24 protein-coding genes and 1 pseudogene are annotated in these 22244 nt (G+C 71.7%); 10 read left to right on the top strand and 15 right to left on the bottom strand.

Annotated elements, in window-relative coordinates; all coding sequences use genetic code 11:
• Positions 1 to 138: 138 nt before the first annotated feature.
• Positions 139 to 444, top strand: a complete 306-nt coding sequence (locus AB0M56_RS19375) for a hypothetical protein (RefSeq protein WP_364177766.1) — start codon at positions 139 to 141, stop codon at positions 442 to 444.
• Here AB0M56_RS19375 and AB0M56_RS19370 read toward each other — a convergent pair.
• Genes AB0M56_RS19370 through AB0M56_RS19330 form a run of 9 tightly spaced genes read right to left on the bottom strand, consistent with a single transcriptional unit; the run spans position 365 to position 9661 of the window.
• Positions 365 to 1465 (bottom strand): serine hydrolase domain-containing protein, encoded by a 1101-nt coding sequence (locus AB0M56_RS19370; protein ID WP_364177763.1) that lies wholly within the window; start codon positions 1463 to 1465, stop codon positions 365 to 367. The genes AB0M56_RS19375 and AB0M56_RS19370 overlap by 80 nt on opposite strands.
• The gene (locus tag AB0M56_RS19365; RefSeq protein WP_364177761.1) at positions 1462 to 3045 is read right to left on the bottom strand and encodes an ABC transporter ATP-binding protein; all 1584 of its coding nucleotides are present in this window, start codon (positions 3043 to 3045) and stop codon (positions 1462 to 1464) included. Before AB0M56_RS19365 ends, AB0M56_RS19370 begins: the two co-directional genes overlap by 4 nt.
• Positions 3042 to 3941 (bottom strand): ABC transporter permease, encoded by a 900-nt coding sequence (locus tag AB0M56_RS19360; RefSeq protein WP_364177758.1) that lies wholly within the window; start codon positions 3939 to 3941, stop codon positions 3042 to 3044. Before AB0M56_RS19360 ends, AB0M56_RS19365 begins: the two co-directional genes overlap by 4 nt.
• On the bottom strand, positions 3938 to 4894 hold the full coding sequence (locus AB0M56_RS19355; RefSeq protein ID WP_364177755.1) for an ABC transporter permease: 957 nt from the start codon (positions 4892 to 4894) through the stop codon (positions 3938 to 3940). The genes AB0M56_RS19360 and AB0M56_RS19355 overlap by 4 nt, the downstream gene beginning before the upstream one ends.
• A gap of 8 nt (positions 4895 to 4902) precedes the next feature.
• Complete coding sequence (locus AB0M56_RS19350) at positions 4903 to 6498, bottom strand: ABC transporter substrate-binding protein (protein WP_364177752.1); 1596 nt, start codon at positions 6496 to 6498, stop codon at positions 4903 to 4905.
• A gap of 45 nt (positions 6499 to 6543) precedes the next feature.
• On the bottom strand, positions 6544 to 6978 hold the full coding sequence (locus tag AB0M56_RS19345) for a thioesterase family protein (protein ID WP_364177749.1): 435 nt from the start codon (positions 6976 to 6978) through the stop codon (positions 6544 to 6546).
• Positions 6971 to 7915, bottom strand: a complete 945-nt coding sequence (locus AB0M56_RS19340; RefSeq protein ID WP_364177746.1) for a 3-hydroxyacyl-CoA dehydrogenase NAD-binding domain-containing protein — start codon at positions 7913 to 7915, stop codon at positions 6971 to 6973. The genes AB0M56_RS19345 and AB0M56_RS19340 overlap by 8 nt, the downstream gene beginning before the upstream one ends.
• On the bottom strand, positions 7908 to 8801 hold the full coding sequence (locus AB0M56_RS19335) for a 3-keto-5-aminohexanoate cleavage protein (protein WP_364177744.1): 894 nt from the start codon (positions 8799 to 8801) through the stop codon (positions 7908 to 7910). The genes AB0M56_RS19340 and AB0M56_RS19335 overlap by 8 nt, the downstream gene beginning before the upstream one ends.
• On the bottom strand, positions 8801 to 9661 hold the full coding sequence (locus AB0M56_RS19330; RefSeq protein ID WP_364177741.1) for a TetR/AcrR family transcriptional regulator: 861 nt from the start codon (positions 9659 to 9661) through the stop codon (positions 8801 to 8803). The genes AB0M56_RS19335 and AB0M56_RS19330 overlap by 1 nt, the downstream gene beginning before the upstream one ends.
• A gap of 169 nt (positions 9662 to 9830) precedes the next feature.
• Here AB0M56_RS19330 and AB0M56_RS19325 point away from each other — a divergent pair, with 169 nt between their 5' ends.
• Entirely contained in the window at positions 9831 to 10448 is a 618-nt protein-coding gene (locus AB0M56_RS19325) for an enoyl-CoA hydratase-related protein (protein ID WP_364177738.1), read from the top strand.
• Here AB0M56_RS19325 and AB0M56_RS19320 read toward each other — a convergent pair.
• On the bottom strand, positions 10445 to 10585 hold the full coding sequence (locus AB0M56_RS19320; protein WP_364177735.1) for a hypothetical protein: 141 nt from the start codon (positions 10583 to 10585) through the stop codon (positions 10445 to 10447). The two genes, AB0M56_RS19325 and AB0M56_RS19320, sit on opposite strands and share 4 nt — an antisense overlap.
• On the bottom strand, positions 10557 to 11249 hold the full coding sequence (locus AB0M56_RS19315; protein ID WP_364177732.1) for a carbon-nitrogen hydrolase family protein: 693 nt from the start codon (positions 11247 to 11249) through the stop codon (positions 10557 to 10559). Before AB0M56_RS19315 ends, AB0M56_RS19320 begins: the two co-directional genes overlap by 29 nt.
• 134 nt (positions 11250 to 11383) lie before the next feature.
• On the opposite strand from AB0M56_RS19315, the gene AB0M56_RS19310 reads away from it, so the two are divergent.
• The 6 genes and pseudogenes from AB0M56_RS19310 (at position 11384) to AB0M56_RS19285 (ending at position 16205) form a co-directional block, all read left to right on the top strand.
• Complete coding sequence (locus AB0M56_RS19310; protein WP_364177730.1) at positions 11384 to 12058, top strand: GntR family transcriptional regulator; 675 nt, start codon at positions 11384 to 11386, stop codon at positions 12056 to 12058.
• Positions 12059 to 12107: 49 nt separating this feature from the next.
• A complete protein-coding gene (locus AB0M56_RS19305; protein ID WP_220240646.1) occupies positions 12108 to 13430 on the top strand; it encodes a M20/M25/M40 family metallo-hydrolase in 1323 nt (440 codons plus the stop codon).
• 18 nt (positions 13431 to 13448) lie between these two features.
• A pseudogene (locus tag AB0M56_RS19300) lies at positions 13449 to 14178 on the top strand (alpha/beta hydrolase).
• A 31-nt stretch (positions 14179 to 14209) separates the two neighbouring features.
• Positions 14210 to 14800 (top strand): helix-turn-helix domain-containing protein, encoded by a 591-nt coding sequence (locus AB0M56_RS19295; protein ID WP_364177727.1) that lies wholly within the window; start codon positions 14210 to 14212, stop codon positions 14798 to 14800.
• Position 14801: 1 nt separating this feature from the next.
• Positions 14802 to 15548, top strand: coding sequence for an SRPBCC domain-containing protein (locus AB0M56_RS19290; RefSeq protein WP_364177724.1), 747 nt, complete (start codon positions 14802 to 14804; stop codon positions 15546 to 15548).
• Positions 15549 to 15590: 42 nt separating this feature from the next.
• Positions 15591 to 16205 (top strand): HAD family phosphatase, encoded by a 615-nt coding sequence (locus AB0M56_RS19285; protein WP_364177721.1) that lies wholly within the window; start codon positions 15591 to 15593, stop codon positions 16203 to 16205.
• Positions 16206 to 16341: 136 nt separating this feature from the next.
• Here AB0M56_RS19285 and AB0M56_RS19280 read toward each other — a convergent pair whose 3' ends face one another.
• The 3 genes from AB0M56_RS19280 to AB0M56_RS19270 form a co-directional block, all read right to left on the bottom strand.
• Positions 16342 to 16566: a DUF5703 family protein gene (locus AB0M56_RS19280; protein ID WP_285967049.1), complete on the bottom strand. Its 225-nt coding sequence runs from the start codon at positions 16564 to 16566 to the stop codon at positions 16342 to 16344.
• Positions 16563 to 17579, bottom strand: coding sequence for a hypothetical protein (locus AB0M56_RS19275; protein WP_364177718.1), 1017 nt, complete (start codon positions 17577 to 17579; stop codon positions 16563 to 16565). Before AB0M56_RS19275 ends, AB0M56_RS19280 begins: the two co-directional genes overlap by 4 nt.
• Positions 17580 to 17677: 98 nt before the next feature.
• The gene (locus AB0M56_RS19270) at positions 17678 to 18646 is read right to left on the bottom strand and encodes an aldo/keto reductase (protein WP_364177715.1); all 969 of its coding nucleotides are present in this window, start codon (positions 18644 to 18646) and stop codon (positions 17678 to 17680) included.
• Positions 18647 to 18769: 123 nt separating this feature from the next.
• Between AB0M56_RS19270 and AB0M56_RS19265 the strand changes: the two genes are divergently transcribed.
• Both AB0M56_RS19265 and AB0M56_RS19260 read left to right on the top strand, forming a co-directional pair.
• Positions 18770 to 19813: an LLM class F420-dependent oxidoreductase gene (locus AB0M56_RS19265; protein WP_364177712.1), complete on the top strand. Its 1044-nt coding sequence runs from the start codon at positions 18770 to 18772 to the stop codon at positions 19811 to 19813.
• Positions 19813 to 20655, top strand: a complete 843-nt coding sequence (locus AB0M56_RS19260) for an undecaprenyl-diphosphate phosphatase (protein ID WP_364177709.1) — start codon at positions 19813 to 19815, stop codon at positions 20653 to 20655. The genes AB0M56_RS19265 and AB0M56_RS19260 overlap by 1 nt, the downstream gene beginning before the upstream one ends.
• A 6-nt stretch (positions 20656 to 20661) precedes the next feature.
• Here the strand turns inward: AB0M56_RS19260 and AB0M56_RS19255 are convergent, their stop codons facing one another.
• Positions 20662 to 21849, bottom strand: a complete 1188-nt coding sequence (locus tag AB0M56_RS19255; RefSeq protein WP_364177707.1) for a glycosyltransferase family 1 protein — start codon at positions 21847 to 21849, stop codon at positions 20662 to 20664.
• Between the last annotated feature and the right edge of the window lie 395 nt (positions 21850 to 22244).

The raw sequence follows: 22244 nt of genomic DNA, 5'->3' as shown, positions 1-22244 counted from the left end.
CCGGACCTTGTCGTGTGGCCGGTGTGACCGTGGGTAGCGTGCGGCTTTCGGGAAACCGAAAGGGAGGCCCTCGGGTCACCGACAGGGGAGAAGCGGCAGAAATGTACGCCGAGGAGCGCCATCAGACGATCCTGGATTGTGCAGAAGGCCCGCGACGCCGCGCTCGGCCAAGGCCAGGTGGTGCTGCTGCGCGGCCCGGCGGGCATCGGCAAGACGAAGCTGGTGGCAGCCGCGCTCGACGAGCTCGACACCGTCGCCGCGACGGTCCTCACCGTCACCTGCGTGGCGCGCAGGAACGGCCGGGTCGACGTGGCCGGGCTGGCGACGCAGTTCGACATCACCAGGGAGACGGTGCAGCCGCCGGTCAGGCGGCCTGGTGCAGCGCCGCCAGCAGCGTCGCGGCGCGCGCGTCGACGTCCTCGGCCTGCAGTTCGTTGGTGGTGAAGGAGAACGAGACACCACGGTTGGGCCACGCGCCGTGCCGGCCGCCGCCCGCGCCCGAGTGGCCGAACGCACCCGGGTCGGCGCCGTCGGGACCGTAGGTGCCGATCGGGTCGGCCAGCTCGAAGCCGAGACCGAAGCGCAGCGGCCGGTCGTTGATCGCATCGACGCCCTCGCTCCACGTGCGGGTCGCTTGCGTCAGCACGGCCGACGGGACGAGGGAACCCGCCAGCAGCAGGTCGTAGAGTCGCGCCATGCTCGTGGCCGTGCCGACGCCGCTGCCGGCCGCGAGCTCGGCGCCGCGGTACCCGGGGGAGTTCATGGTGTCGGTGGAATCCAGCAGGCCGCGGTACATGCGCTCGACGACGCGCCGGCGCTCCTCGTCCTGCAGGAACGTGCTGATCCGGTAGCCGGGCGCGCGTTGCAGCGTCGCGACCGGGATCGACGGCGGGGTGCCGAGCCGCAGATCCAGCCTGTGCGGGGCGGTGAGCAGCTCGTGCAGCAGCTCGCCGACGCGCTGGCCGGTGACGCGGCGGATCAGTTCCGTGGCGAGGTAGCCGTAGGTCAGGGCGTGGTACGCCACGCGCGCGCCCGGTGTCCACAGAGGACTCTGCGAGGCGAGGGCGGTCGCGTTGGCCGCATTGTCGGCCATCGGCACCTCGGCGTCCACATAGGGCAGCCCGACGGTGTGCGCGAGCACCTGCGACACGGTCACGTCGGCCTTGCCCGCCGCCGCGAACTCCGGCCAGTAGCGCGCCACGCGTTCGCCCGGGCCGAGCTGGCCGCGCGCGGTGAGCATCGCGACGAGTGTGGCCACGATCCCCTTGGTGCCGCTGAACAGCACCACGCGCGTGTCGCGGGTCCAGGGGACCCCGGGCGCGGCGGATCCAGAGCACAGCTCGACCACGAGGCGGCCACGCCGGAAGACGCTGAACGCGACCCCGCCCGAGGCCGCGGCGGCCACCTCGTCGAACGCTTCGCGCACCGCCTCGAACCCCGGCCGCACCTCGCCGTGGCCGGTCATAGGCGCGGCGTGGTGGCCAGCAGTTCGCCGGTGTAGGAGTGGGCGGGCGCGGTCAGCACGGCTTCGACCGTACCCTCTTCCACGATCTCCCCGCCGCGCAGAACGGCGATCCGGTCGGCCACCTCGGGCGCGAGCGCGATGTTGTGCGTCACGAACAGCACGGCCATCCCCAGCTCGCGGCGCAGCTCGCCGAGCAGTTCCACGATGGTCGCCTGCACCGACACGTCGAGCGCGGAGGTCACCTCGTCGCACACCAGCACGTCGGGGGTCGTCACCAGCGCCCGCGCGATCGCCGCGCGCTGGCGCTCGCCGCCGCTGAGCTGGTCGGGCAGTCGGTTCGCGAGCGACCGGCCGAGCCGCACGCGGTCGAGCACCTCGGCCACGCGCTCGCGCCGCTGTGGACGCGACAGCGACGTCAGGTGCACCAGCGGCACCTCGATCGATTGCGCGATCGTGCGGCGTGGGTTGAGCGAGGAGAACGGACTCTGGAACACATACTGGATTCGCCGCCGCTCGTCGTTGCTGCGCTGGCGTGTGCCGGGTGCGAGCGGGGTCCCGTCGAGCGCGACAGTTCCGCTGAAGCCGCGCGTGAGACCCGCGACGCACTGCGACAGCGTGGTTTTGCCGGACCCGGATTCGCCCAGCAGCATCACGCACTCGCCGCGGGTCACCTCCAGGTCCACCCCGCGCAGCACCTCCTGGCGGCCGTACGCGACGTGGATGCCGCGCGCGGCCAGCACCGCGTCCGAGGGCGGCGGAGCGACGCCGGGTTCCGCGCCCAGATCCGGCACGGCGGCCAGCAGCTCGCGCGTGTAGGCGTGTTCCGGCCGCTTCAACACGTCCTCGGCCGGCCCGGTCTCGACCACGCGGCCCTGGTACATGACCGAGACGCGGTCGGCGAGCTGCGCGACCACGGCCAGGTCGTGGGTGATGTAGAGCGCGGCCACGCCGTGCTCGGCCGTCAGCCGCCGCACTGTCTCCAGAACGAGCGCCTGCGTCATCACGTCGAGCCCGGTCGTCGGCTCGTCGAGCACCACGACGCTCGGCCGGCACGCGAACGCCATCGCGATCCCCACGCGCTGCTGCTGCCCGCCCGAGAGCTGGTGCGGGTAGCGCCGGCGGTAGGCCGGATCGGCGGGCAGCCCGACCTCTGTGAGCACCTCGGCCACGCGCTCCTCGACCGGGCCGGGGTAGCCGTGCGTCTGCAGCACCTCGGCGATCTGCAGCCCTATCCGCAGCGCCGGGTTCAGCGACAGCGCCGGGTCCTGCGGCACGTAGGAAACGGTCGTGCCGCGGAGTTTCCGACGCTCGGGCGTGGCGAGTGAGAGCACGTCGACGGGTTCGCCCTCGCGCGGGTGCAGCGTCACCTCGCCGCCGTCCGCCACGAGCCCGCGGCGGAAGTGACCGAGTGCGGCCAGCCCCGCCGTGGTCTTGCCCGACCCGGACTCGCCGACGAGCGCCAGCACCTCGCCCGGCGCGATGCGGTAGGCGACGTCGTGGAGCACCGGCCGGCCCGCGGCCGTCTTCACCCGCAGGCCGGTCACTTCCAGCGCGAGTTGCGCGTTGCCCACCGCGGTCACGAGCGTTCCTCCCGGGTGCGCCCGGCCGCGGCCGAGGCGAGCGAGTCGGCCACGAGGTTCGTGCCGACGGCGAGCAGCGCGATCGCCACCACCGGGAGCAGCGCGCCCCACGGCTGCACGACCAGCGCGATCCGGTTCTCGTTGATCATCAGGCCCCAGTCGGCCGCGGGCGGCTGGATCCCGAGCCCGAGGAACGACAGCGACGCGATGTAGCCGATGGAGTAGGTCAGCCGTAGACCGAGCTCCACCATGAGCGGGCCGGTGATGTTCGGCAGGATCTCGCGCAGCAGGATCCGGCTGCGCGGCACCGCGTACATCTCCGCGGCCCGGATGTAGTCCTCGCCGCGCACCGCCACCGTCGCCTGGCGCGCGACGCGAGCCGTGCGGGGCGCGTGGGTCAAGCCGATCACCAGCACGAGCAGCCAGCCCTTCGGCCCGATCACCGCGATGGCGAGCAGCGCGATCACCAGCTGCGGGAACGACAGCAGCACGTCGTTGCCGCGCATCAGCAGGCTGTCGAGCCGGCCTCCGCCGTAGCCCGCGACCATGCCGAGCAGCGCGCCCAGCACGATCCCGAGCACGGTGGCGAGCACCGCGTAGAGCAGCAGCGTGGTGCCGCCGGCGAGGAACCGCGTGAGCACGTCGCGGCCGAGGCCGTCGGTGCCCGCGAGCCCGTCCGGTTTGAACGGCTTGCCCGCGAAGTCCGTGGTGCTGTAGCCGGTGAGCACCGGCCCGAGCCACGGGCCGAGCAGCGCCACCAGCACCACGATCCCGGCCAGCACCGTGCCGACCTTCGCCTGCGGGAACCGCCACGCCGTACGGAGGAGTCCGCGGGCCTTGACGGGTGCTTCGCCGGCCGTGGTGGCCGGTGCGAGCTCGTCGTCGACGGCGGTCATCGGCTCGCCTCCGTCCGCAGCTTGGGGTTCGCGAGGATGCCGACCACGTCGGCGAGCAGGTTCACCACGATGTACACCGCGGCGATGATCAGCGTCACGGCCTGGACCACGGCGACGTCGCGTTTGCTCACCGCGTCGATCAGCGACTGCCCGATGCCGGGGTAGCGGAAGAGGAACTCGACCACCACGACCCCGCCCGCGAGCCACGCGAGCTGCAGTGCCACGACCTGCGCGACGGGACCCACGGCGTGCGGCAAGGCGTGCCGCAGCAGCACGGTCCGCTCGCGCACGCCCTTGAGCCGCGCCATCTCGACGTAGCCGGAGTCGAGAACCTCGTTCATGGTCGCCCGCATCATCCGGGCGATGTACGGCGTCACCACCAGCACGAGCGTTGCCACCGGCAGCACGAGCTGGCTCGGCTGCCGCCACACCGGTTCACCGGGCGCGGTGAGCGTGACCGAGGGCAGGACCTTGAACACCGTGGTCGCGAACAGCACGATCAGCGCCACGCCGATCACGAACTCCGGCAGCGCGGCGATCACCAGGCTGATGCCGGACACGGTCTGGTCCGCGGCCCGGCCGCGCCGCATCGAGCTCCACGTGCCGAGCACCAGCCCGAGCGGAGTCGCGATCACCGCGGCGAGCACGAGCAGCACGAGCGAAGCCACGATCCGGTCGCCGAGCAACGTCGTCACCGGGCCCTGCGTGGACGTCGAGGTGCCGAGATCGCCGGTGAAGAGTCCGCCGAGCCAGCTGAGGTAGCGCTGCCAGACCGACTCGTCGAGGTGCAGCTGGTGCTGCAGCGCGGCGATCCGCTCCGGTGTCGCTTGCTGGCCGAGGATGGCGCGCGCCGGGTCTCCCGGCAGCAACAGCGTCGCCACGAACACGAGCAGCGTGACCAGCCACAGCACCACGAGGCTCACGAGCAGCCGCTTCACGATCATCCGGGTCATGCCGCACCTCACTTTCCTGAGTCGACGGGCGCTGTGCCGAGCCATGCTTCGCGGAACTGGTAGCCCGACAGCGAGATCCCCGTCCGGTCCGGCACGAGGCCCGCCACGTAGACCTGGTGGGCGTCCACCTGGTCGACGAAGCCCCACACGATGAGGCCGCCGCGTTCGTACTCGATCCGCTGCGCCTGGTGCAGCAAGTCCGTGCGGGCCGCGGTGTCCACAGTGGCGCTCGCGCGCGTGACGAGGTCGGTGAACTGCGGGTCCTGCCAATGGGTTTCGTTGTACGGCGACTTCGGCAGCGAACCGTTCGCGACCTGCGGCAGGTAGTTGCGCGTGTACCAGAAATCCTGCGCGAAGTCCCATGACAGGTAGTTCTCGCCGTAGAACGTGGTGGTGTCGACCTTGCGGATGCGCACGTTCACACCCGCCGCCTTCGCCTGCTGCTGGAACACCTGCGCCGCCTCGACCGCGCCGGCCTGGATGGGCGCGGTGACGAGCTCGATGTCGAGGTTCTCGTGCCCGGCTTCGGCCAGCAGTCGCTTCGCGGCCAGGATGTCCTGTTTGCGTTGCGGCAGCTGCGAGTCGTACGCCGGGTCGAACGGCGCGTAGAGGTCGTTGCCGGGCCGGCCCTGACCGCTCAGAACCTGGTTGATCATCTGGTCACGGTCCACCACCAGCCGCAGCGCCTGGCGCACGCGCACGTCGTCGAACGGCGGACGGTCCACGCGCATCGTGAAGGGCAGCCAGGTACCCGTGGCCGAGCGCAGCACACGCATCCGAGGGTCGCTGCGCAGCACGTCGATGAGCGCCACCGGCACCTGGTCGATGGCGTCCACCTGGGACGAGAGCAGCGCGTTGATCCGGGCGTCGTCCTCGGCGAAGTTGATCAGCACCAGCTCGTCGAGGTAGGGCTGGCCGGGCCGCCAGTAATGGTCGTTGCGCACGAAGGTGCTCTGCAGACCGGCGGTGAACTCCTTCAGCCGGAACGGCCCGGTGCCGATCGGCCGCTTCACGTCGAAGTCCGCCGGCACGATGCCGAGCGAGTATTGGCCGAGCAGGTCGTCGAAGCCGGCGTTGGGCTCGGTGAGCCGGAACTCGACGGTCCGCTCGCCCGTCGGCACCACCTGGCCGAGCATGGTCAGGCTGGCGGCGCCGCTCTTGGGGTCCTTCGGGTCCGTGATCCGCTTGAACGTCGCCACGACGTCGGCGGGGGTCACGGCGCGGCCGTCGTGGAATCGCACCCTGTCGCGCAGCACGGCGGTCCACGTCCGCGCGTCCGGCGACGACGTGAGCGATTCGGCGACGAGCATCTGCAGCTTGTAGTCGTGGTCGCGCAGCAGCAGGGGTTCGTAGAGGTTGAGCACCCGGGCGATGTCCGGGTTCGCCACGGGAATGTGCGGATCGAGCGTGTCGGACGCGCCGCCGCCGGTCACGCCGACGCGCAGGGTGCCGCCGCGGCGCGGTGGTCCGCTCGGCGCGGCGGCCGCGACACCGGAGCCGCCGCAGGCGGCGAGCAGGGGAGTGGCGAGCAGGGCGGCACCGCCGAGCGCCGCCGTGAGGAACCGGCGGCGCGAGAGGGAATTCGGCTCACATCGTTCTTCCATGGGTGTCTTCCGGTGGGAGGCTGGCCGGGCGGAGGTTCGGGATGGTCAGGCGATGGCGCGCCCGGCGTGTTCGGGGAGCGGTGCGAGGTGGGCGCCGAGGCGCTCGGCGACGGCTTGGGGAAACGGCGAGGCTCTGCCCTCGGCGACGTGCAGGCACAGCAGTTCCTCCGTGGCCACGAGCTCACCGCCCACGCGCAGCTCGTGCCACAGCCGCACCTTCTTCGCTCCGACGGCCAGCACGGAGGTCGTCACGGCCAGTTCGGCGTCCGGCCCGACCTCTCGCAGGTAGCGGACGTGCGCTTCCACGGTGTACAGCGAAGCCCCGGTGGACTCGCGGTAGGCGGGATCGAGGCCGACGGCGTCCATCAACGCGGTGGTGGCGTCGCCGAACACCAGGACGTAGTAGGGCTCGGAGAGGTGCCCGTTGTAGTCGATCCACTCGGGACGGACCCGGTCGTGGTAAACCAGGACCTCACCCACGGCGGGCCTCGCCGACGGCGCGCTGGACGGCGATGATCGCCCGGTCCCGCTCGGCCACGAGGTCGGCGATCGTGCGCGGCGCGGCCTCGTCCTCGCAGCCGTCGACCACGGCGTTGCGCAGCTCGGTCGTGAGCTCGGGCGCCTCGAGCCGCGTCCACGGCGCCTTCAGCGACGGTCCGAAGTGGTCCAGCATGTGCGCCATGCCGCCTTCACCCCCGGCGAGGTGGAACGTGAGCATCGGCCCCTGCACCGGCCAGCGCAGGCCCGGCCCGTCGGTGATCGCGGTGTCGATCTGCTCCACGGTGGCCTCGCCGTTCGCCACCATGTGCAGGGCTTCGCGCCACAGCGCCTCCTGCAGCCGGTTGGCGATGAACCCGGGCACCTCGTGGTCCATCGTGATCACGGTCTTGCCGACGTGCCGGTAGAACTCGCTCGCCCACGCCACGGCCCACGGCGCGGTCAGCTTCCCGCCGACGACCTCGACGAGCGGGATCAAGTACGGCGGGTTGAACGGGTGGCCCACCACAAGCCGTTCCGGCGTCTTCGCCGCCACCTGCATCTCGGTCATGCCGTACCCCGAGGTCGAGGACGCGACCACGACACCGGCCGGCGTGACGGCGTCGATGTCGGCCAGCAGCTTCTGCTTGAGCGGCAGGTCTTCGGGAGCGCTTTCCTGCACGAACCCGGCGCCCTCGACCGCCTCCGCGAGCGTCCCGGCGACCGTGAGCGCGTCGCGGCTCGCGCCTTCGGCCAGGCCCAGCGACATGAGCGCGGGCCATGCGGCGTCGACGAGCCGGCCCAGCTTCGCCGCGGCGTCGGGCGCGGGGTCCCACGCCCGGACGCGGTAGCCGCGCGCGAGGAAGTGCGCGACCCAGCCGCCGCCGATCACCCCCGCACCGACGCACGCGACGGTGTCCACAGCGGATACGTCAGGCACGGACACGCTCCTTGAGGCCGAGGATCTCGCGGGCCCGGTCGGCGGTGGCGATGCCGGCGCCGAGATCGGTGACGATCTGCACGGCGCGCTCCACCAGCTGCCCGTTGGTCGCCTTGACCCCGCGGGCGAGGTAGAGGTTGTCCTCGAGCCCGACGCGCACGTGCCCGCCGAGCAGCACCGACTGCGCCACCCACGGCATCTGGTCGCGCCCGATCGCGAACGACGCCCACTGCGCGCCCTCGGGCAGCAGCTTCACCATCGCCTGCAGCAGCCCGGGGTCGGCGGGCGCGCCGTACGGGATACCCATGCACAGCTGGAACAGCGGCGGCGCGTCGATCAGCCCTTCCTCCACCATCTTCGAGGCGAACCACAGGTGACCGGTGTCGAAGATCTCCAGCTCCGGCTTCACCCCCAGTTCCTGGATGCGTTTCGCGCCGGTGCGCAGCATGTCCGGAGTGGACACGTAGAGCTGGCTGCCCTCGCCGAAGTTCAGCGAACCGCAGTCGAGCGTGCAGATGTCGGGCAGCAGCTCCTCCACGTGCGGCAGGCGATCCATCGCGTTGACGAGGTCCGTGCCGTCGATCGGCTTGAGCGGGTCCTCCCGGTCGAGCACGAGGTCACCGCCCATCCCGGCGGTCAGGTTCACGACCACGTCCACTCCGGACTCCCGGATCAGCCGCACGGCCTCGCGGTACAGCGCCACCTCCCGCGACGGCGCCCCGGTCTCGGGCTCGCGGACGTGGATGTGGACGACGGCCGCCCCGGCTTCCGCGGCTTCGATGGCGCTCGCGGCGATCTGCGCCGGCGTGACCGGCACGTGGGGACTGCGGCCGACGGTGTCGCCCGCGCCGGTGAGGGCGCAGGTGACGATGACCTCGTGGTTCATCAGGCTCCCTTGACGATCGACCTTTCGATGAAGTCGTGCAGGTGCGCGCGCATGGTGGCGACGGTGCTGCCGGGCTTGCGGGTCAGCACCTGGATGCCGAGCCCGTCGATCAGCGCCGTGAGCTGCTCGGTGACGGCCTCGGGATCGGCCACGCGGAACGCGCCCTGCTCCTGGCCGGTGCGGATGGTCATGAGGATCGTCCGGTGCCAGCGGTCGTAGGAATCGTGGTAGAGCGACCGCAGTTCCGGGGCGAGGGACACCTCGTTCCACACCTGGAGCCAGACCGACCACTCGGCGCGCAGCACGCCGTCGGCCGGGAGTTGCAGTTCGACCAGCTTGAGCAGCCGGCCGTGGGCGTCGTTGACGGCGTGCAGCTCCGCGACCTGGCGGTCGAAGGCGAGCTTCACGTTGCGCCGCAACGCTTCGTTGAGCACTTCCGTCTTGCTGGGGAAGTGGTAGTGGATGGTGGCGGTGCTCGTGCCGCAGGCCTTCGCGATGTCGGCGATGCGCACCCGGTGGTAGCCGCGCTCGGCGATGAGCAGCCACGCCGTCTCGAGGATCCGCCGCCGCGGCTCCGACTGCGTGTGGTGCTCGGGATCGCTCTCCGGCCGGGCGGCGAGCGCGGGGACCGCCGTCACGGTCTTCGCGTCGTCACTGCCGTTGAGCAGCCAGTTGACCGTGACGCCGGAGTACTCGGCGACCCGGACGAGCTCGTGCGGCGAGAACCGGCGGGTGCCGGTCAGCGCCTTGGACAACTTCGTCTCGTCGAGCCCGATGGCGGCGGCGAACTCCCGCTGGGCTCCCGGCATGGACCGGATCAGCTCCCGGACCCTGGTCCGCAGCTCCTCCGACTCGTCCATGCCGGAGGACCGTAACCCCGCGTTGCGATTATCGCAATGGTCCGGACACTTTCACTGTCGTGTTCGCGTAGTTTTGGCGCGGTGTCGGCGACTTACGACGGGGTGCTGACTGTCGGATCAGTCAAGCCCCCGGTTTGACCGCCGGTGGCGCGGGCATTACCGTCCGAGCGTGACCGCCGCCCCGTCCTGTGCCGTGCACACCGAAGTGGTCGACGGCGTGCTCGTCGCCACCCTGGACCGGCCCGGTGGCAACAAAATCGACTCCCGGATGAGCTTCGAGCTCTACACCGCGTGGGCGCGGCTGCGCGACGACCCGGCGCTGTTCGCCGGCGTGGTGACCGGCGCGGGATCGGCGTACTTCTCGGCCGGCTGGGACCTCGCGTCCGGCTCCGGCGGGTTCGCCGGCGTGGCCGACTTCTTCCGGCTCGGCAAACCCATGATCGCGGCCGTCAACGGGCTCGCCCGCGGTGGCGGGCTCGAACTCGCGCTCATGACCGATCTCATCGTCGCCGCGGACCACGCCGAGTTCGCCCTGCCCGACCCCCGCGGCGCGGTGCCGCTGCCCGAGCGGCTCTCCGAAGAGGCCGTCCACGGACTGTGCCGCACCGGACGGCTCACCGCGGCCGCCGCCGCGCGGTGCGGGGTCGTGCACCGGGTCGTGCCGGCGGGCACCGAACTCGCGGCGGCGGTGGACCTCGCGCGCTCGCTCGGCAGCGCTCCCGGTGCGGCCGCGGCCGTGAAGGAGATCGGCCTCGGCGCGCACCGCGGCGACAGCTCGTTCGACTAGTTCTCCTTGGGCACCACGGAGAACCGGCGCAGCGCGAGCGCCGGGTTCGTGGTCCGGACCTGCTCGAGCCGGTCGGTGGAGAGCTGCGCGACCGCTACCCCCGGCCGCTCACCGAGCGACGCCGTGACCACACCCATCGGATCGACGACGAGGCTCGACCCCCGATCCCATCGGCGCGATCTGCCCGGCCGCGGCGACGTACACGGTGTTCTCGATCGCACGTGCCTTCACCAGCGTCGTCCAGTGGTACTCCTTCAGCGGCCCCGGCACCCACTCCGCCGGCAGCAGCACGGCTTGCGCGCCGGCGTCGACGAGCCGGCGCGTCACCTCGGGGAACCGCAGGTCGTAACAGGTCTGCAGGCCGAAGGTCAGGCCGGCGGCCTTGAACGTCGCGGGCTCGGTGATCTCGCCGGCGCGGATCACGTCGGACTCGCGGAAGCCGAACGCGTCGTAGAGGTGGATCTTGCGGTACAGCGCGGCGAAGTCGCCGTCCGGACCCGCGGCGACGAGCGTGTTCCAGATCCGCCCGCCCTCGGGCATGGCTTCGTTCATCCCGGCCACCACGGTGATCCCGTGCTCGCGCGCGAGTTCGCGCAGCCCGGTGGCGAACGCGCCGTCGAGGGGCTCGGCCGACGCCACGAACCGCTCGTCGACCTTCGGCACGGTGAACATCGAGTACTCGGGCAGCACCACGACCTCGGCGCCGCGGTCCGCGGCCTCGCCCGCGAGCCGCGTGACTTCCGCGAGATTGGCCGGTTTGTCGTCGGTGGGCGCGAACTGCGCGACGGCGACGTACACCACGACAAGTGTCCTTTAAGGAGCGACGGCGATCGCCACCGAGTCTGTGTACTCCGTGTATACATGACGGATTGGATCCGGTCCAGAGGTGTAGGCTCGCCTGCGCGCCGACGCGGGCGCGGGACGAGGGGAGACGCATGACCACCACCGCACCGGGACCGGTCCCGGTCGAGGGCGGCGGACCGGCTCGGGATCGGGTGTACGCCTGGCTGCGCGACGGGATCATCTCGGGCGCGCTCGAAGGCGGACGCTTTCTCGACGAGCTGTGGGTTTCGGGGGTGGTCGGCGTGTCGCGGACGCCGGTGCGCGAGGCGTTCCACCGGCTCGAGGCCGAGCGCTTCATCAGCCTGCTGCCGCGCAAGGGCGCGCAGGTCCGCACCGTCACGGCGCGCGAGCTGGAAGAGGTCTACCAGAGCCGCCGCCTCATCGAGGGGCACGCGATCACCGAGGTCTGCGCCGCGGGTGCGGGTGCCCCCGCCGAGATGGCCGGCCTGATCGAGGACATGGGCCGCTCGGGCGCGGAACGCGACTGGTTTGCCGTCTCGGGGCTCGACCGCCGGTTCCACCGCGCGATCGTGAACGCCGCCGGCAACACCGTGCTCACCGAGCTGTACGACACACTCCGCTCGCGCCAGCAGCGCGTCGCCGTGCGGGCGCTGGAGGCGCGGCCGGAACGGCTGTCGATCATCGACGCCGAGCACCGGCAGCTCGTGGCGGCGCTCGACGAGAGTGACACGGACACGGCGCTGCGGATCCTGAACCAGCACCTGCGGCCGGTTTCCGAGGTGGTCTCGGCCCTTGACCGGACCTGAACGGGTGTGAGCGGCGCGGCACTACGGGCGCTGATGATAGGAAGGTCGGGTGACCGAACCGAACTCGATCGACGCCGCCGCTGACGAGGCCGTCACGCTCACCAGCGACCTCATCCGCATCGACACCACCAACACCGGAGACCCCGACACCCTCATCGGCGAACGCGCCGCCGCCGAGTACGTCGCGGAGCAGCTCACCGACGCCGGCTACGAGATCACCTACGTCGAGTCCGGCGGCGAAGACCGCCACAACGTCATCGTCCGGCTGGCCGGAGCCGACCCGTCGCGCGGGGCGCTGCTGATCCACGGGCACCTCGACGTCGTGCCCGCCGACCCGGCCGAGTGGTCGGTGCACCCGTTCTCCGGCGCCGTGCAGGACGGCTACGTCTGGGGTCGCGGCGCGGTGGACATGAAGGGCATGGTCGGCATGACGCTGGCACTGGCCCGCCACTACAAGATCCACGGCATCGTGCCGCCACGCGACATCGTGTTCGCGTTCCTCGCCGACGAGGAGGCCGGCGGCAAGTACGGAGCGCAGTGGCTGGTGGAGAACCGGCCGGAGCTGTTCGAGGGCGTCACCGAGGCGATCAGCGAGGTCGGCGGGTTCTCGATCACGCTGAAGGACGACGTACGCGCGTACGTGATCGAGACGGCCGAGAAGGGCATCCGCTGGATGAAGCTGCGCGTGCGCGGCACGGCGGGCCACGGTTCGATGATCCACCGCGACAACGCGGTGACCAAGCTCGCCGAGGCCGTCGCGAAGCTCGGCAGCCACCAGTTCCCGCTCGTGCTCACCGACTCCGTGCGCGAGTTCCTCGCCGGGGTCACCGAGATCACCGGCTGGGACTTCCCCGAGGACGACCTCGAGGGCTCGGTCGCGAAGCTGGGCAACATCTCCCGCATGATCGGCGCGACGCTGCGCGACACCGCGAACCCGACGATGCTCACCGCCGGCTACAAGTCGAACGTGATCCCGTCGGTCGCCGAGGCCGCGGTCGACTGCCGCATCCTGCCCGGGCGCATCGAGGCGTTCGACCGCGAGCTCGACGAGCTGCTCGGCCCGGACATCGAGAAGGAGTGGATGGAGCTCCCGCCGGTCGAGACCACGTTCGACGGCGCGCTCGTCGACGCGATGACCGCCGCGGTGCTCGCCGAGGACCCGGGCGCGCGCACGTTGCCATACATGCTTTCCGGTGGCACCGACGCGAAGTCGTTCCAGCAGCTCGGAATCCGCAACTTCGGCTTCGCGCCGCTGAAGCTGCCGGCGGACCTCGACTTCTCCGCGCTCTTCCACGGCGTGGACGAGCGTGTGCCGGTGGACGCGCTGAAGTTCGGCACGCGCGTGCTGGATCGGTTCGTGCGGTCGTCCTGAGCGCCGGAAACCACCGAGCTGCCCGCGTTCACGCTCGCCGACGGGACACCTCTGCACCTCGTGCGCCGGGGTGACCCGTCGGCCGGCGTGACCGTGGTGCTCCTGCACGAAGTACTGGAACGCGCCGTGCCCGAAGGCCAGGTGGTGCTGGTGGGCCACGACATGGGCGGGCTCGCGATCATGTCGCTCACGCAACGCCACCCCGAGCTGTTCGCCGCGCGCGTGGCCGGGCTCGTGCTGCTCGCGACCTCGTCCGGGCGGCTTGCCACGGAGGCTTCGGCGGCGTGGCCGGGCGCGCTCGGGGTGCTGGGCAGGACCTGGAACTGGTGCTGGGCGCCAAGTTGTTCGGGCTCGTGTGCTCGTGCACACGAGCCGCGCGGTGAGCGCGGGGTTGCGCTGGTGGCTCTTCGGTGACGACCCGGATCCGGAGCTCGTGGAGCTGACCGTGACGATGATCCGGCGCAACTGGCCGCACACCGTCGCCGTGTTCCGCCCGGCGCTCGACGCGTACGCGCGCGAAGCGGCTCTGGCACGCGTGGGTTCCTTGCCGGTCACGGCGATCGTGGGGGAGCGGGACCGGATCATGGCGGCCACGGACGTCGAGCACCTCGTCGGGGATCTCGAACACGGGACGGCCCTCGTGCTGCGGGGTGTCGGGCACGCCGTGCCGCTGGAGGCCGCCGCGCAAGTCGTGCCGCGCATTGTGGCGCAGGTCCGCGAGGCATACCGACAACATCGTAGTTCTTGACAATTTCGTTTTTCGGACGCACGATGGGCGCATGTTTCCCGTTGCGGTGATCGAGGACGCGGCCGCGGCCGAGGTGTCGCTCGACCCGGTCCGCGCCCGGCTGCTGGCCGAGCTGGCGGAACCGGCGTCGGCGACCATGCTCGCGGCCCGCGTCGACCTGCCCCGCCAGAAGGTCAACTACCACCTGCGCGCGCTGGAGAAGCACGGGCTCGTGGAGCTGGTGGAGGAGCGGCGCAAGGGCAACGTCACCGAGCGCATGATGCGCGCGACCGCGGCGTCGTACGTGATCTCGCCGTCGGCGCTGGCGGCGGTGCAGCCGGACCCCTCGCGGTCGCCCGACCGCTTGTCGGCGCGCTGGCTGCTCGCCGTGGCGGGCCGGCTGGTGCGCGACGTCGGGATCCTGATCACGGGCGCTGCCAAGGCGCGCAAGCGCGTCGCGACGTTCGCGCTCGACGGCGAGGTGCGCTTCGCCTCGGCGGCGGACCGGGCCGCGTTCGCCGAGGAGCTCGCGGTGGCCGTGACGACCTTGGTGGGGAAGTACCACGACGAGGGTGCGGAGAACGGGCGCGCGCACCGCGTGATCGTGGCTGTGCACCCGAGCGTGCCGGACGAGGAGGCCTGAGATGGCGGAGTTCACCGGGAAAGAGTTCGAGCTCCGCGGATCGGCCGAGGTGGCCGCCACGCCGGAGCAGATCTGGGCGGCGATCGCGACCGGGCCGGGTATCGACTCGTGGTACATGGGCCGCAACGAGGTCGAAGGCGGCCTCGGCGGCGTCGTGCGCGGTTCCTTCGCGGGCTACGAACCGGACATGGCGATCACCGCGTGGGACCCGCTGGAGCGGCTCGTCTACGGCACGGAGACCGAGCCCGACGGGCGCCGGATCGCCTACGAGTTCCTGATCGAGGGACGCGACGGCGGCAGCTCGGTCGTCCGCTGCGTCACCAGCGGATTCCTGCCCGGCGACGACTGGGAGGACGAGTTCGAGGCGATGACCGCCGGCGGCGCGCTGTTCTTCCGCAACCTCGCCGAGTACGTCACGTACTTCGCCGGCCGCACGGCCACGCCGGTCACGGCGTTCGGCCCGCCCGTGTCCGACTGGGACCGGTTGTGGGCGGCACTCGGGGCCGAACTGGGCTTGCCGGGCCGGCCCGAGGAGGGCGACCGCGTACGCGTCGAGCTGGCGGGCCGGTCCGTCGAAGGCGTTGTGTACGCGGTGAACCCTCAGACGGTGGGCGTGCGCACGGCCGACGCGCTCTACTGCTTCCTGCAGGGCTTCCACGGCCCGCTCATCGCCTGCCACCACGTGTTCTCCGCCGACGGCGGCGACGAGCAGAACTGGCAGGAGTGGCTCGGGCGGCTCAGCGCCTGAGCGGGTCCCTGGCTCCGCAGGTCGGTCGATAGGTTCGCCGCCATGGTGATTCGCGCGGTGGTGTTCGACATCGGTGACGTGCTGGAGATCGCGCCCGACCTCGGCGTCGACAGGCGGTGGGAGGCCAGGCTCGGCCTCGAGGAAGGCGAGATCACCCGGCGATTGGCCGACATTTGGGCAGCCGGTGCCGTCGGCACCATCACCGAGGACGAGGTGCGTGACACGATCAGCAGCAGGCTCGGCGTCGGCACAGGACGAGCCGACGCGATCATGGCCGATGTCTGGGAACAGTACCTCGGCACCGGCAACGCCGACCTGATCGACTACGTACGCGGGCTGCGGCCGCGCTGTCGAACCGGCATCTTGAGCAACAGCTTCGTCGGTGCCCGGGAACGGGAACAAGCCGCATACGGTTTCGAGGACCTGGTGGACGACATCGTCTACTCGCACGAGGTCGGGATGAGCAAGCCGGATCCGGAGATCTACCGGCTGAGCTGTACGCGGCTTGGTGTGACCCCCGAAGAAATGATCTTCCTCGACGATCTCGAACCCAACATCGACGCTGCGCGTGCGGTCGGAATCCACGGAATCCACTACCGGGACAACGGCCAAGCGATCACCGAGATCGAAGGGCTTCTGGCGTCCGCCGGCGCGTGAACGAGCGCCACCGCCGCGGTGGCCGAGATTCACGGCACCACGCACTGACATCCGTGCCGCGGCGTTGCCGGCGCGCTCACCCACAAGAATCCGGCAGCCGGCGCGCCGGACGCACTGAGCCGGGTCCCGGGTTTGGTCAGGTGGCGAGCCCGGGCAGGCGGTCGGCGGCGGTGCGCTTGCGCCGCAACCAGACCCGCCGTGTGCCGTCGGCGTAGAGCCGCACCGTGCGCAGCTCCCAGCCGGCGAACTCGGCGTGGATCGAGAGCTGGATCGCCGCCGCGCGCCGGGACACACCCGGGGGCAGGCGCAGGCGGCGGTACTCCCAATCCCCTTCGACCACCGCCTCGTCGACCGTCGTCATGGCTGGATCACCTGGGTCCCTTCTCCTGCGGCCGAGCCGACGAGCACTCGGCCGCTCCGGTCGTCGACGCTCACCGAGTTCGGCTGGCGCACGGTCGGGAATCGGTACTTCTCGGTGGGCTCGCCACCGCGGACGTCGAAGCCCACCACCTGGTTCTGCCCGGTCAGGGTGACCCACGCGAGGTTGCGCTGGTGGTCGTAGGCGATGCCGTAGATCCCGCCGGGCACCGGGTAGCGCTGGCGCAGGATCAGCGGGCCGACGGAGAACGCGAGCAGCGCGCCCGCGCGGGCGTCGGTGACCAGCACGCGCCCGTAGGAGTCGCTGGTGGCGTTGGCGGCGCCGTCGCCGGCGCGCAGGCCCTCGCCCATGGTCCCCGCGTTCACGTCGACACTGAACACCGCGGTGCGCAGGCGGTCGAGCACGACCACGCCCTGCCCGGTGTCCACGACGTCGTCGGCGCTGTAGAGCTGGCCGGTGATGGTCTTGGCGACCGCGCCGCCGGCCAGGACCTCGACGGCCTTGCGGTCGCGCACGGCCACGATCGTGTCCGCCCCGTCGGCCACACTGGCGGTCGGCTGGCCGGCGACCGGTTGCGTGGTCAGCTGCCCGCCGGGCAGCGAGATCTTGGCGAGCTCGCCCTTGGTCGGGATGCTCGCGATCGCCTGGCCGTCGGACGTCGTCAGCGATTCGGCCGGCCCGGGCAGGGGCACGGTGGCCTTGGGGGTGCTCAGCGAGTCGAGGTCGTAGACGAGCACCGACGGCGGCTGCGTGACCGCGACCGCGAGCGTGCGGGTCTTCTCGTCGGTCGCCATCGCCGACACGGCCGGTGTAGCGATCACCTGGCCCGCGGGCTTCGCCGTCACGGCGGGGGAGACCGCCGGCTTCGCGGCCACCGGGTTCGCCACCACCTGCAGCGAATCGGTGTTGTCCTGACCCGAAGCCGAGCATGCCGAGAGCGCGAGGGCACCGACCAGCGGAATCGCGATCCGCGACGCGGCGGTGAGCCGACGCACCTTGAAGCCTCCAGCTGTCCCTCGGCGAGGTGTCCTCACCAGCATCCCCCACGATTCCCGTGCCGTCACGTGTGCGTCATCCAACAGACACCTGCGCCTCATTTCGGTCCCCGCTCCGGGTAGCCCACTTCGACGCAGCTCACGTCGTCGAGCGCGCTGCGGATCGCGGGCGGGAGCGTGAGCTCCTCCGCCGCCAGCGAACCCGTCAGCTGGCCGGTGTCGCGGGCGCCGACTACCGGCGCCACGACCCCCGGCCGGTCGCGCACCCAGGCCAGCGCGACGACCAGCGGCGAGGTGCCGAGCCCGTCGGCCGCCGTGGCCACGGCCTGCACGATCCGCGCCGCGCGGTCCGTACGGTGGTGCTCCACGTACCCGGCGAACTCGCTGGACGCGCCGCGCGAGTCGGCAGGCGTGCCCGTGCGGTACTTGCCAGTCAGCACGCCGCGGCCCAGCGGCGCCCAGGGCAGCAGCCCGATGCCGTGGTGCAGCGCGGCGGGCGCGGCTTCGCGGTCGACGCCGCGCTCGAGCAGCGAGTACTCGTACTGGCAGGACACGATCGGCGCCACAGCGCCGGCGCGCGACGCGGTCGTCGCCAGCTGCCAGCCCGCGTAGTTGGAGACGCCGACGTAGCGGACCTTCCCGCTGGTCACGGCGTACTCGAGGGCCGAGAGGGTCTCCTCGATCGGCACGCCCGCGTCCCACGCGTGCAGCTGCCAAAGGTCGACGTGGTCGGTGCCGAGCCGGCGCAGCGAGCCGTCGAGCGCGCTCAGCAGCGCGCCCCGGGAAGCCCCGCCACCGAAGGGCCCTTCGGTGCGCCGCGCGACGGCCTTCGTGGCCACCACCACGTCGTCACGCGGCACGAGGTCGCCCAGCAGGCTCCCGAGCACGCGCTCGGCCTCGCCTTCGGCGTAGATGTCCGCGGTGTCCACGAGGGTGCCACCGGCGTCGACGAACGCGACGAGCTGGCTGGCCGCCTCCTCGGCGTCGGTGTCGCCGCCCCACGTCATCGTGCCGAGCGCCAGGCGCGAGACCCGCAGTCCCGACCGGCCGAGCTGTCGCTTTTCCACGACCACCGAGCCTAGCCGTCGGCCCGGCCCGTAGTTGACCAAGGTGACGCCGTGTCGCGACCGGCCACCCCGTCGGTGCACCCAGGGCACGGCCCGAGTCGCGGGATCGGTACGTTTCCGGCCGTGCGAATGGGACTCAACCTCGGTTACTGGGGCACCGGGGACAGCTCCGCGAACCTGGCCCTGGCCAGGAGAGCGGACGAACTCGGGTATTCGGTGGTGTGGGCGGCCGAGGCCTACGGCTCCGACGCCGTGACGATGCTCACCTGGATCGCCGCGCGGACCGAGCGGATCGACGTCGGCAGCGCCGTGCTGCAGATCCCGGCGCGGACGCCGGCGATGACGGGCATGACCGCCGCCACGCTCGACACGCTCTCGGGCGGACGCTTCCGGCTCGGCCTGGGTGTCTCGGGCCCGCAGGTGTCGGAGGGCTGGCACGGCGTGCGGTTCGCCGACCCGGTGGGCCGCACCCGTGAGTACGTGGAGATCGTGCGGGCCGTGCAGTCGCGGCGCCGCGTGCGCTTCAGCGGCGAGCACTTCGAGCTGCCGCTGCCCGACGGGCCCGGGCTCGCGCTGGGCCTGACCTTCCGGCCCGAGCGCAAGCAGGTGCCGGTGTACCTCGCCGCGATCGGGCCGAAGAACCTCGCGCTCACCGGTGAGGTCGCCGACGGCTGGCTGCCGGTGTTCTTCTCACCCGAGCACGCCGGTGAGCAGCTGGCGCACCTCCGCGCCGGCGCCGAGGCGGCCGGGCGTTCGCTCGACGGCTTCGACGTCGCCCCGGCGGTGCCGCTCGTGGTCGGCGACGACTGGCGCGAGTGCGCCGACGCCGTGCGCGCCCACGCCGCGCTCTACGTGGGCGGGCTGGGCAGCCGGGAGCGGAACTTCTACAACCGCCTCGCCGCGCGGATGGGGTTCGAGGCCGCGGCGGCCGAAGTTCAGGAGCGCTACCTCGCCCGCGACTACGAGGGGGCTCAGGCCGCTGTGCCGCTGGAGTTCCTCGACGCGACGTCGCTGCTCGGCCCGCGGGAGCGGATCGCCGAGCGGATGGCGGAGTTCGCGAAGGCGGGCGTGACGACGTTGTCCGTGACTCCGTACGGGGAGTCCGCGGAATTCGAGGCGGCTCTGCGGACCGCCGTGGAAGCGATCGAGCTGGCGGGAGTGGCCTGATGGGGTGGTTCGAAGCACTGGTGCTGGGACTGGTGCAGGGGCTCACGGAGTTCTTGCCCATCTCCTCCAGCGCGCACCTGCGGATCGTGGCCGCGCTCGTCGGCTGGGACGACCCGGGCGCGGCGTTCACCGCCGTGACGCAGATCGGCACCGAGCTCGCGGTGATCCTGTACTTCGGGAAGAAGATCGGCCGGATCCTGCAGGCCTGGTTCTTCTCCCTCTACCGGCGCAGCTGGCGCCGGGACCCCGACGCGCGGCTGGGCTGGCTGATCATCGTCGGCTCGATCCCCATCGTCGTGCTCGGCCTGCTGTTGCAGGACCAGATCGACGAGGCCTTCCGCGACCTGCGGATCACCGCGTCCACGCTGATCGTGTTCGGCGTGATCCTGCTCATCGCCGACCGCGTGGGCTCGCAGCGGCGCTCACTCGACCACCTCACCGTGCCGCACGGCCTCGGGTTCGGCTTCGCGCAGGCCCTGGCCCTGATCCCGGGCGTCTCACGCTCCGGCGGCACCACCAGCGCCGGCCTGCTCATGGGCTACACCCGCGCCGACGCCGCGGAGTACTCGTTCCTGCTGGCCCTGCCTGCCGTGTTCGGCTCGGGCCTGTACAAGCTCACCGACATCGGCAAGAACGGCGAGACCGCGCAGTGGGGGCCGACGATCCTGGCGACACTGGTGGCCTTCGGCGTCGGGTACGTGGTGATCGCGTGGCTGATGTCCTACATCAAGCGCAAGAGCTTCGTGCCGTTCGTGATCTACCGCATCGTGCTCGGCCTGCTGCTGTTCGGGCTGATCATCGGCGGGGTCCTCGACCCCAATGCCGGACCTGTCGGGAGCTGAGTGTGGTCAGGCGGCAGCGCGGGCGCGAGCCTGGGGTGATCGCTCGCCGAGCACCTCGCGGTAGTGGTTGATCAAGCGGTCGCCGGAGGCTTCCCAGGTGCTGCGGACCGCGGTGGCGCGGCCCGCAGCACCGAACGCGGCGCGCTGCGCGGGCGACTCCGCGAGCCGGAGCACCGCGTCGCGTAGGGCGCCCGCGTCGAGCGGGGTTACCAGATGCCCGGTGTGCCCGTCCACGACGAGGTCCAGCGGACCGCCGGCCGCCGGCGCCACGACGGGGAGGCCGCTCGCCATCGCTTCCTGGATGGTCAGCCCGAAGGTTTCGAAGGGCCCGGTGTGCGTGAAGACGTCGAGCGACGCGTAGATGCTCGCCAGCTCGGCACCGACGCGCAGGCCCAGGAAGGTCGCGTCGGGCAGCGCCGCCTGCAGGCTGGGCCGGTTCGGCCCGTCTCCGACGACGACCACCCGCACCCCCGGCAGTGCGCAGACGTCGCGCAGCAGCTCGACGTGCTTGTCCGGCGCGAGGCGGCCGACGTACCCGACGAGGACCTCGCCGTTCGGCGCGAGCCGGCGGTGCAGCTCCGGATCCCGGTGCCGCGGGTCGAAGCGCACGGCGTCGACGCCGTGGGGGAGCAGGTGCAGGCGAGGGATGCCCTGCGCTTCCAGCGCCCGCTTCGATGCGCTGGACGAGACGATCGTGCGGTCGGCCGGTCCGTGGATCCCCCGCAGCCGGTGCCATACGTACCTCGCGCCACCGGGCACCCGCGGGGCGTAGGAAGCGCAGTATGCCGCGACGTCCGTCTCGTACACCGCCACGATCGGCACCTGCCGCTTCAGGGCGGCCCGTACCGCGTGGGCACCGAGCAGAAGCGGGCTCGACAGGTGCACCACGTCGGACTGGTGCTCGGCGATCGCACGCGCCACCGCTCGGGTCGGCAGCGCCATGCGCACGTCCGGGTAACCGGGCCACGACAGCGCGGGCACCCGCACGACGCGTGAGCTCCCGACCTCCGCCGGCGCCTCCTGCCGCAGCCCGGTGGGCGCGGTGGGCGCCACCACCAGCGGCGCGTGACCGCGCTCCGTCAGGTGCTCGGCGACCCGGAACGCGGTGTGCGCGACCCCGTTGACCTGCGGCGGGTACGACTCGGTCACGACGAGGACCCGCAACGAAGATCCCGCGCGATGGCTGGACGTCATTCGGAGATCCAAACCGATGACGCCCACCTCACATCCCCGGGAACAGCCCCCCAACACGAGGTGCCCAACAAGCGAAGCCCGGGACTGCCCCGAGGCCACCCCGGCGCGCGATCGCGCCAGCTTCCGGACATCCCCCGGGAACACCCCCCACCACGAGGTGCCCAACAACCGAAGCCCGGGACTGCCCCGAGGCCACCCCGACACGCGATCGCGCCGACTTCCGGACATCCCCGGGAACACCCCCACCACGAGGCGCCCAACAACCGAAGCCGGGGACTGCCGAGGCGACCCCGGCGCGAGATCGCGCCGGCTTCCGGATTGGGGCGGTGCGATCGGCCCCCGGCCGATCCGACCGCCCCCAACCGGAAACCGGCTCAAAGGCGAACGCGCACGCC

The organism is Amycolatopsis sp. NPDC051372 (genome assembly GCF_040682095.1).
Classification (GTDB): Bacteria; Actinomycetota; Actinomycetes; order Mycobacteriales; family Pseudonocardiaceae; genus Amycolatopsis.
The sequence above is the reverse complement of the archived record's forward strand: the minus strand, read 5'-3'. Positions and strand labels throughout refer to the sequence as shown.

Bases quoted from the DNA above. Each gene is read 5' to 3' on its own strand.
- AB0M56_RS19285 (WP_364177721.1), top strand. From the start codon at position 15,591: ATGGTGATTCGCGCGGTGGTGTTCGACATCGGTGACGTGCTGGAGATC.
- AB0M56_RS19255 (WP_364177707.1), bottom strand. From the start codon at position 21,849: ATGACGTCCAGCCATCGCGCGGGATCTTCGTTGCGGGTCCTCGTCGTG.
- AB0M56_RS19355 (WP_364177755.1), bottom strand. From the start codon at position 4,894: ATGACCCGGATGATCGTGAAGCGGCTGCTCGTGAGCCTCGTGGTGCTG.
- AB0M56_RS19295 (WP_364177727.1), top strand. From the start codon at position 14,210: ATGTTTCCCGTTGCGGTGATCGAGGACGCGGCCGCGGCCGAGGTGTCG.
- AB0M56_RS19260 (WP_364177709.1), top strand. From the start codon at position 19,813: ATGGGGTGGTTCGAAGCACTGGTGCTGGGACTGGTGCAGGGGCTCACG.
- AB0M56_RS19330 (WP_364177741.1), bottom strand. From the start codon at position 9,661: ATGGACGAGTCGGAGGAGCTGCGGACCAGGGTCCGGGAGCTGATCCGG.
- AB0M56_RS19360 (WP_364177758.1), bottom strand. From the start codon at position 3,941: ATGACCGCCGTCGACGACGAGCTCGCACCGGCCACCACGGCCGGCGAA.
- AB0M56_RS19335 (WP_364177744.1), bottom strand. From the start codon at position 8,801: ATGAACCACGAGGTCATCGTCACCTGCGCCCTCACCGGCGCGGGCGAC.
- AB0M56_RS19280 (WP_285967049.1), bottom strand. From the start codon at position 16,566: ATGACGACGGTCGACGAGGCGGTGGTCGAAGGGGATTGGGAGTACCGC.
- AB0M56_RS19350 (WP_364177752.1), bottom strand. From the start codon at position 6,498: ATGGAAGAACGATGTGAGCCGAATTCCCTCTCGCGCCGCCGGTTCCTC.
- AB0M56_RS19320 (WP_364177735.1), bottom strand. From the start codon at position 10,585: ATGGGTGTGGTCACGGCGTCGCTCGGTGAGCGGCCGGGGGTAGCGGTC.
- AB0M56_RS19370 (WP_364177763.1), bottom strand. From the start codon at position 1,465: ATGACCGGCCACGGCGAGGTGCGGCCGGGGTTCGAGGCGGTGCGCGAA.
- AB0M56_RS19290 (WP_364177724.1), top strand. From the start codon at position 14,802: ATGGCGGAGTTCACCGGGAAAGAGTTCGAGCTCCGCGGATCGGCCGAG.
- AB0M56_RS19310 (WP_364177730.1), top strand. From the start codon at position 11,384: ATGACCACCACCGCACCGGGACCGGTCCCGGTCGAGGGCGGCGGACCG.